We start from the raw sequence: 7,269 nt of genomic DNA, 5'->3' as shown, positions 1-7,269 counted from the left end.
TCACAGCGTAGAGACTGCAGTGGGCCGCCGGGGAAACCCGGCGGCCCTTTTGCTTACATCCGTGTCATGACCTCGAATTAAAGTGTCGTGGCTGAAAGCGGGTCTTAAGCCTCTCCTCGGGTTGTTCGAAGGAGAGGGCCATGAGCCTGAGGATCGCGTTTCTCACCGCCGCCGCGGCGCTGACCGCCGGCGCCGCCCAGGCCGCCACCGTCCAGTTCGACGACGCGGTCGCCCGCGTCACCGTCATCCCCGAGAACCGTTCCGACGTCCGCGTCGAGGTGATCCGGTCGAATCCGGAACTGCCGCTGCGGGTCAGCCAGTCGGGCGACCGCACGGTGATCTCCGGCGACCTCGGCTCCCGACTGCGCGACTGCAACGGCAAGGGCGAGAGCCGCAAGGTGCGGATCCGCGGCGTCGGCGTCGTGGACTGGAACGAGATGCCGCGCGTGGTCGTGCGCACGCCCCGCGACGTGAAGATCGAGGCCGATGGCGCCGTCTACGGCGCGATCGGCCGGGCCGGCAGCGTGGAGCTGAAGAGCTCGGGCTGCAGCGGCTGGACGGTCGCTGACATGAGCGGGGAGGCCCGCATCCGCGCCTCGGGCGCGGGCTCGGTGATGATGGGCCAGGCCGAGCGGCTGGACGTGCGGCTGTCGGGGGCGGGCAACGTCCACGCCACGCGCATCCGCCGCGGCCTGGATGCGCGTCTGTCCGGCGCAGGCGGCGTCAAGATCGAGGAGATCAGGGGGCCGGTGGCGGCGGACGTCTCGGGCGTGGGCCGCATCCGCCTGGCGAGCGGCCGGGCCAGCAGCCTTCGGGCCTCGGTCTCGGGAATCGGCGGCGTCGACTTCGATGGCGTGGCCGACAGCCTCGACGCGTCGATCTCGGGCCTGGGCTCGATCCACGTGGATCAGGTGAAGGGACCGGTCCGCAAAGCCGTTTCCGGCGCCGGCCGCGTTGTGGTGGGCGAGTAGGCTATTCGTCCGCGCCCGGCGGGGCCCGGCGGCGCACGCCGTCGGTCTGGTCGGCCTCGGCCTGGTTGGGCGCGTGGGCGCGGCCCTGGCTCTCGCCGGAGGCGGGGTCGGTGAAGGTCTTGGACGTGGCGGCGTCGCCCTCGGCGCCCTTGGGCTCGTAGGCGGTGCGCTGGGGGCGTCCGGGCTTCTGCTCGTCGTCGCGGTTGTAGGAGGGATCGTGCGGGTTTGGCATCGCGTGGAAACGGCCTGCGAGGGCATTCGATCCGCCCCATACGATCCCTTGCCCGGGCGGGCGCTCGCTGCTAGATGACCCGGCTCCGGCGATGAGCCGCGCGCGCCGAAGGCCCAAGCGGCTTCCGGCGCGCTGTTTCATTGCCCGGAAGGGTGGGCTCTGAAGGCTTCGCGCTTTAGGAGTGTAGCTCAGCTGGTAGAGCATCGGTCTCCAAAACCGAGGGCCGGGGGTTCGAGTCCCTCCACTCCTGCCACCCTATATGAGTGAGAACCGGGGCAGCGGCCGTCGCCGCCCCAAAACGAGTTTGAAGACGCCGCATGGCCAGGAAACCGGGATCGAACCCGCAAGCGATCAGGAACCGCGCCGCCAAGACGGCTGCGGCCATGGCCTCGCCTGCGGCCGTCGCCCAGGCTCCGAAGAAGAAGACCAGCCCGGCCCAGTTCGCCCGCGAGGTCCGCGCCGAGGCGCGCAAGATCACGTGGACGAGCCGCAAGGAGACCTGGATCACCTCGGTCATGGTGGCGATCATGGTGCTGCTGGCCGCCGGCTTCTTCTGGGTCGTCGACCTGGGGCTGAGCTTCGGCGTCAGCCAGGTGCTGAAGCTGGCGAACGCCGGGTGATTTGAAGATGTCCGAAGCCGCTGAAACGACGACCAAGAGCAACCCGCGCCACAAGTGGTACATCGTCCACGCCTACTCGAACTTCGAGAAGAAGGTGGCCGAGAGCATCCGCGAGCAGGCGCGCACCCAGGGGCTGGAAGAGAACTTCTCCGAAATCCTCGTGCCGACCGAGGACGTGGTCGAGATCCGCCGCGGGCGGAAGGTGAATTCCGAGCGCAAGTTCTTCCCCGGCTACGTGCTGGTGAAGATGGAGCTGACGGACGAGGCCTACCACCTCATCAAGAACACGCCCAAGGTCACGGGCTTCCTGGGCTCGGGCTCGAAGCCGATCCCGGTCTCCGAGAAGGAGGTCGAACGGATCGTCGGCGCGATCGAGGAGGGCGTCGAGCGTCCGAAGCCGACGATCACCTTTGAGATCGGCGAGCAGGTGCGGGTCACCGACGGGCCCTTCGCGAGCTTCAACGGCTCGGTGGAGCAGGTCGACGAGGAACGCGCCCGCCTGCGGGTCACGGTGTCGATCTTCGGCCGCGCCACGCCGGTCGAGCTGGAATACGGCCAGGTCGAAAAGATCGCGTAAGAGGTCAGCTTGGCGGAGCCATCCGAAAGAGGACCGCCAAGACGCCAAGAACGCCAAGAGCCGTCGGCCGCTGCAGACGCCGTAGCCCGACAGATCGTCGACGCAAGTCTCAAGGTTCACAAGGCGCTAGGACCAGGGCTTCTAGAGTCCGTCTACGAGGCATGCCTGCGGCATGAACTCACACTCCGTGGCCTCAGCGTCCGGCGCCAAGTTCCGCAACCCCTCGAGTACGAGGGGCTTCAACTCGACGCTGGCTACAGGCTCGATCTTTTGGTCGAGGATCTGGTCATCGTGGAGGTGAAGGCGGTCGAAGCGCTAACGCGCCTCCATAAAGCGCAGCTGATCACCTACCTGAAGCTTTCCGGCCTCAGGCTCGGCTTACTCATCAACTTCAATGTCGTCCTCTTGAAGGACGGGGTGCGCCGCCTGCTCGGCTGACTTGGCGCTCTTGGCGTCTTGGCGGTGATGTTCGAGCCTGCGGTTGTTTCGCGGGCGCTTCGCTGATATGAGCCGCCGCTTCGCGGGTTCGCCTGCGATTTCAAATCCGTGGGAGAGGGCGGCCACCGTAACCTCGGACCACGGCTCAAACCGGCCGGGCTTTCCGGCCTTTGGAGGCAAAGATGGCCAAGAAGATCTTGGGCTACATCAAGCTGCAGGTGCCTGCCGGCGCCGCCACGCCCTCGCCGCCCATCGGGCCGGCGCTGGGTCAGCGGGGCGTCAACATCATGGGCTTCTGCAAGGAGTTCAACGCCCGGACCGAGAAGGAACAGAAGGGCACGCCCCTTCCGACCGTCATCACGGTCTATCAGGACAAGTCGTTCACCTTCGTCACGAAGACCCCGCCCGCGACCTACTACATCAAGCAGGCCGTCGGCATTCAGTCGGGCTCGGGCAAGACCGGCCGCGAAACGGTCGGCAAGATCACCCGCACGCAGCTGCGCGAGATCGCCGAGAAGAAGATGAAGGACCTCAACGCCAACGACGTCGAGGCCGCCGCGCGCATCATCGAGGGCTCGGCCCGCTCGATGGGCCTTCAGATCGTGGAGGCCTAAGACATGGCGAAGCAACCGAAGCGCATGCAGAAGTGGACCGGCGATCGGACCGCGACCCTGCCGCTGGACGAAGCCGTCAAGCTGGTGAAGGCCAACGCCAACGCCAAGTTCGACGAGACCGTCGAAATCGCCGTCAACCTGGGCGTCGATCCGCGTCACGCCGACCAGCAGGTTCGCGGCGTGGTCAGCCTGCCGTCGGGCACCGGCCGTGACGTCCGCGTCGCGGTCATCGCCAAGGACGCCAAGGCCGATGAGGCCAAGGCCGCCGGCGCGGAGATCGTCGGCGCTGAAGACCTGGTGGAGCGCATCCAAGGCGGCTTCATGGACTTCGACCGCGTGATCGCCACGCCGGACATGATGGCCCTGGTGGGCCGTCTGGGTAAGGTTTTGGGTCCGCGCGGCCTGATGCCGAACCCGCGTGTCGGCACGGTGACCCCGAACGTCGGCCAAGCCGTGAAGGACGCCAAGGGCGGCTCGATCGAGTTCCGCGTCGAGAAGGCGGGCATCATTCACGCCGGCATCGGCAAGGCCTCGTTCACCGAGGAGCAGCTGACCGCCAACGTGAAGGCGCTGGTGGATGCGCTGAACCGGGCGAAGCCGTCGGGCGCCAAGGGCACCTACATCAAGAAGATCAGCCTCTCGTCCACGATGGGGCCCGGCTTCAAGATCGACGCCGGCTCGGTGGGCGTCTAAGCCCAGCCGACGTGCTAGAGACCAGGGGCGCAGCGGAAACGCTGCGCCCCTTTTTCTTTGGCTGGAGGACGCATGCAGGTGCGGCTCGAGTCCGCCGTGGATCGACGGGCGACCATCGAGAACCTGTTCCAGTTCTACGTCCACGACTTCGCGGAATTCTGGGAGAGCCGGCGCGTCGACTTGGACTCGGACGGGCGTTTCCCGGCGTACCCGCCGTTGAGCGCGTACTGGGTCGAACCCGGCGCCGAGCCGCTGCTGGTGACGGCGGACGGGCGACTGGCCGGCTTCGTCCTCGTCAACCGGCGCAGCCGTTCGGGGCGCCCTTGCGACTTCAACATGGATGACTTCTGGATCGCCCGGCATTACCGCCGTGAAGGGGTGGGCCGCGTGGCGGCCGGACTGGCGATGCGGGCGCGGCCAGGTCTATGGGAGATCGCCATCGCCCGCTGGAACCTGCCGGCGCAGGCGTTCTGGCGCCGCGTGGCCGACGAGCTGGCGAGCGGGCCTGTCGAGGCGCGGGAGCAGCAGGACGCCCACTGGGACGGGCCGGTTCTGCGGCTGACCGTTGCGGACGGGCTGCAGCGATGAGCCCGAGCGAACTGGAGGCGCTGGTGCGGCGCCTTGCGCCGGACCTGGCGCGGCTGGAGGAGCCCTGGACGGTGATCGGCAGCGGGGCGCTGATGATCCTGGGCCTGCCGGTGGCGGACTGCCCCGACCTGGACATCGTGACGACGGCAGATGGCGCTGCAGCGCTGGAACAGGCGTGGCGGGACTGGCGGCAGCCCGACTATGCGCCAGACTCGGCGGCGGGGTTCCGCTCGCGGTTCTCGCGCTACCTCGCGCCCGAGGGAGCCATCGAGGTGATGGGGGACCTGGAGCTGCGCACGGCCCAAGGCTGGCGGCCGGTGAGGGTGGGCGAGGTGCGGCCCCGCCGCTTCGCGGGCCTAGACCTGCCGCTGCCGACGGGATCCGAGCAGCTGCGCATCCTGCGCGAGTTCGGCCGTCCGAAGGACTTGGCCAAGGCCGAGCGGCTGGAGCGGTGGCTGGCGGCGGGTTGAACCGGCCGGCGGCTTCGTGTAAAGGCCCGCGCTTCGTCGATCCTCGTCAAGGGGATAGGCGAGGACGGATGGGCCTTCGGGTCTGTCCATCCTGTCCAAGAACTGCGCAGCCGCCGGGGCCACCGGAGGCCGTAACGCGGGGAAGAGCCCTTCCTCGGACGCAGGGAGACGGGAAGATGAAGTTTCGCCGCCGTCCGATCCGGACAAGCGCGAGGCTGCGGCTTCTCTCACAGGACAGGTTGCTTACCGGCGTGCGCACTCGCGCGTGCGTCGAACCTGAGTATGGAGACCGCAATGGACCGCGCTCAAAAGCAGGAAGCCATCGAGGCGCTCAAGGGCGTTTTCGACAGCTCCGGCGCCGTGGTCGTGACCCACTACATGGGTCTGACCGTTGCGGAAATGACCGATCTGCGGGGCAAGCTGCGTGAGCAGGGCGCCCAGCTGAAGGTGGTGAAGAACACCCTGGCTCAGAAGGCGCTGGCTGGCGCGGTCGGCGAAGCGGGCGACGCCCTCTTCAAGGGCCCCGTCGCGATCGCCTTCGCGCCGGACCCGGTGTCGGCCGCCAAGGTCGCGACCCAATACGCCAAGGACAATGACAAGTTCACGGTCATCGGCGGCCTGATGGGTCAGCAGGTTCTCGACCAGAAGGGTGTGAGCGCGCTCGCGACCCTGCCGTCGCTGGACCAGCTTCGCGGCAAGATCATCGGCCTCATCCAGGCGCCTGCGACCAAGATCGCCGGCGTGCTGCAGGCGCCGGCTGGTCAACTGGCTCGCGTCATGGGCGCCTATGCCGCCAAAGACGCCGCTTAAGATCGTCATCTTCCCCGACAAACCTCTACCATTAAGGATCGAACGAAATGGCTAATCTCGAAAAGCTGGTCGAAGACCTGTCCGCCCTGACCGTCCTGGAAGCCGCTGAGCTCTCCAAGATGCTCGAAGAAAAGTGGGGCGTTTCGGCCGCCGCGCCGGTGGCCGTGGCCGCCGCTCCGGCTGCTGGCGGCGGCGACGCCGGCCCGGCTGCTGAAGAGCAAACCGAATTCACCGTCGTGCTGACCGCCGGCGGCGACAAGAAGATCAACGTGATCAAGGAAGTTCGCGGCGTTCGTCCGGACCTCGGCCTGAAGGAAGCCAAGGACCTGGTCGAAGGCGCTCCGCAGAACGTCAAGGAAAACGTCTCGAAGCAAGAAGCCGAAGAGATCAAGAAGAAGCTCGAGGAAGCCGGCGCCTCCGTCCAGATCAAGTAGTCTGGCGGCGCTGCATCAGCGCTTCTGAAGTTGAAGGGCCGGGGGGAGACCTCCGGCCCTTTTCCTTTGGCCCGAGCCTCCCCGCGAGCCGGGGAGGGCCGCCCCGGCCGGGCCGGCATTTTCCTGGAATCGCACCCGGGAACTTCCGCGCCGCCTCCCTGGTTGGGGGATGCGCGACCAGCGCAATGATCGGAAGCTAGCACATCCCGGGATCTGCCCGGGTTGACCCCAAAGAGCGGCGTCGGACCCTCAGGTGCGGCGCCGCTCACTTTTTGTGCCTGCGGGGGCTTCCCAAGCCGGACGAAAGAGCTTATTTCCGCCCGTTCGCGAACACTTCCGATTCCGAAATCGCCGACGCGGATTTCTTCGCGCGTGATGTCCCGAGGCATGGTCCGCCGCCCTCCGACCATGCGAAGGGGCGCCCCTGACGACACAGGGGCATTCCAGCGTCCGGCTTCCCGCCCGGGAAGCTCGAGGGTGGACGCAGGATGAAAAGCTCGACGGCCGGACTCCGTTCCGCGTCGTCCTCAAGGGATCAAAATGGCGCAGTCCTTCACCGGTAAGAAGCGGATCCGGAAGTCTTTCGGCCGCATCCCCGAAGCCGTGCAGATGCCGAACCTGATCGAGGTTCAGCGCTCGTCCTACGAACAGTTCCTGCAGCGCGAAGTGCGTCCGGTGGAACGTCGGGACGAGGGCATCGAGGCCGTCTTCAAGTCGGTCTTCCCGATCAAGGACTTCAACGAGCGCGCGGTGCTCGAGTACGTCTCGTACGAGTTCGAAGAGCCGAAGTACGACGTCGAGGAATGCGTCCAGCGCGACATG

The 7,269-nt window shown here is 67.1% G+C and carries 12 protein-coding genes and 1 tRNA gene; 12 read left to right on the top strand and 1 reads right to left on the bottom strand.

Translation table 11 applies throughout. The features are described from left to right. Positions 1-140 precede the first annotated feature (140 nt). Positions 141-971: a GIN domain-containing protein gene (locus RIF93_RS16970; protein WP_309092633.1), complete on the top strand. Its 831-nt coding sequence runs from the start codon at positions 141-143 to the stop codon at positions 969-971. A gap of 1 nt (position 972) precedes the next feature. Here the strand turns inward: RIF93_RS16970 and RIF93_RS16965 are convergent, their stop codons facing one another. After that, positions 973-1,203: a hypothetical protein gene (locus RIF93_RS16965; protein ID WP_309092632.1), complete on the bottom strand. Its 231-nt coding sequence runs from the start codon at positions 1,201-1,203 to the stop codon at positions 973-975. A 177-nt stretch (positions 1,204-1,380) separates the two neighbouring features. Here RIF93_RS16965 and RIF93_RS16960 point away from each other — a divergent pair. From RIF93_RS16960 to RIF93_RS16910, 11 genes are all read left to right on the top strand, one after another. After that, positions 1,381-1,456 (top strand) — tRNA-Trp (locus RIF93_RS16960). A gap of 64 nt (positions 1,457-1,520) precedes the next feature. Continuing rightward, complete coding sequence (gene secE / locus RIF93_RS16955; protein WP_309092631.1) at positions 1,521-1,823, top strand: preprotein translocase subunit SecE; 303 nt, start codon at positions 1,521-1,523, stop codon at positions 1,821-1,823. Between the two features lie 7 nt (positions 1,824-1,830). Further along, positions 1,831-2,400, top strand: a complete 570-nt coding sequence (nusG, locus tag RIF93_RS16950; protein ID WP_309092630.1) for a transcription termination/antitermination protein NusG — start codon at positions 1,831-1,833, stop codon at positions 2,398-2,400. 9 nt (positions 2,401-2,409) lie between these two features. Beyond that, positions 2,410-2,838 carry a GxxExxY protein gene (locus RIF93_RS16945; protein WP_309092629.1) on the top strand — a complete coding sequence of 143 codons (429 nt, stop codon included), beginning with the start codon at positions 2,410-2,412 and terminating at the stop codon, positions 2,836-2,838. Positions 2,839-3,020: 182 nt separating this feature from the next. Next, positions 3,021-3,452 carry a 50S ribosomal protein L11 gene (rplK, locus tag RIF93_RS16940; protein WP_309092628.1) on the top strand — a complete coding sequence of 144 codons (432 nt, stop codon included), beginning with the start codon at positions 3,021-3,023 and terminating at the stop codon, positions 3,450-3,452. A 3-nt stretch (positions 3,453-3,455) separates the two neighbouring features. Then, entirely contained in the window at positions 3,456-4,145 is a 690-nt protein-coding gene (gene rplA, locus RIF93_RS16935; protein WP_309092627.1) for a 50S ribosomal protein L1, read from the top strand. Positions 4,146-4,217: 72 nt separating this feature from the next. Beyond that, positions 4,218-4,733: a GNAT family N-acetyltransferase gene (locus RIF93_RS16930; protein WP_309092626.1), complete on the top strand. Its 516-nt coding sequence runs from the start codon at positions 4,218-4,220 to the stop codon at positions 4,731-4,733. Beyond that, on the top strand, positions 4,730-5,203 hold the full coding sequence (locus RIF93_RS16925) for a hypothetical protein (protein WP_309092625.1): 474 nt from the start codon (positions 4,730-4,732) through the stop codon (positions 5,201-5,203). The genes RIF93_RS16930 and RIF93_RS16925 overlap by 4 nt, the downstream gene beginning before the upstream one ends. 294 nt (positions 5,204-5,497) lie before the next feature. After that, on the top strand, positions 5,498-6,013 hold the full coding sequence (gene rplJ, locus RIF93_RS16920; protein WP_309092624.1) for a 50S ribosomal protein L10: 516 nt from the start codon (positions 5,498-5,500) through the stop codon (positions 6,011-6,013). A gap of 47 nt (positions 6,014-6,060) precedes the next feature. After that, positions 6,061-6,447 carry a 50S ribosomal protein L7/L12 gene (gene rplL / locus RIF93_RS16915; protein ID WP_309092623.1) on the top strand — a complete coding sequence of 129 codons (387 nt, stop codon included), beginning with the start codon at positions 6,061-6,063 and terminating at the stop codon, positions 6,445-6,447. Between the two features lie 540 nt (positions 6,448-6,987). After that, on the top strand, positions 6,988-7,269 hold a 282-nt coding region (locus RIF93_RS16910; protein ID WP_309092622.1), incomplete at its 3' end, for a hypothetical protein.

Source organism: Phenylobacterium sp., from assembly GCF_031181185.1.
Taxonomy (GTDB): domain Bacteria; phylum Pseudomonadota; class Alphaproteobacteria; order Caulobacterales; family Caulobacteraceae; genus Phenylobacterium.
The sequence above is the reverse complement of the archived record's forward strand: the minus strand, read 5'-3'. Positions and strand labels throughout refer to the sequence as shown.

Coding starts and splice junctions, on each gene's coding strand:
- RIF93_RS16970 (WP_309092633.1), top strand. CDS start 141: ATGAGCCTGAGGATCGCGTTTCTCACCGCCGCCGCGGCGCTGACCGCC.
- RIF93_RS16965 (WP_309092632.1), bottom strand. CDS start 1,203: ATGCCAAACCCGCACGATCCCTCCTACAACCGCGACGACGAGCAGAAG.
- secE (WP_309092631.1), top strand. CDS start 1,521: ATGGCCAGGAAACCGGGATCGAACCCGCAAGCGATCAGGAACCGCGCC.
- nusG (WP_309092630.1), top strand. CDS start 1,831: ATGTCCGAAGCCGCTGAAACGACGACCAAGAGCAACCCGCGCCACAAG.
- rplK (WP_309092628.1), top strand. CDS start 3,021: ATGGCCAAGAAGATCTTGGGCTACATCAAGCTGCAGGTGCCTGCCGGC.
- rplA (WP_309092627.1), top strand. CDS start 3,456: ATGGCGAAGCAACCGAAGCGCATGCAGAAGTGGACCGGCGATCGGACC.
- RIF93_RS16930 (WP_309092626.1), top strand. CDS start 4,218: ATGCAGGTGCGGCTCGAGTCCGCCGTGGATCGACGGGCGACCATCGAG.
- RIF93_RS16925 (WP_309092625.1), top strand. CDS start 4,730: ATGAGCCCGAGCGAACTGGAGGCGCTGGTGCGGCGCCTTGCGCCGGAC.
- rplJ (WP_309092624.1), top strand. CDS start 5,498: ATGGACCGCGCTCAAAAGCAGGAAGCCATCGAGGCGCTCAAGGGCGTT.
- rplL (WP_309092623.1), top strand. CDS start 6,061: ATGGCTAATCTCGAAAAGCTGGTCGAAGACCTGTCCGCCCTGACCGTC.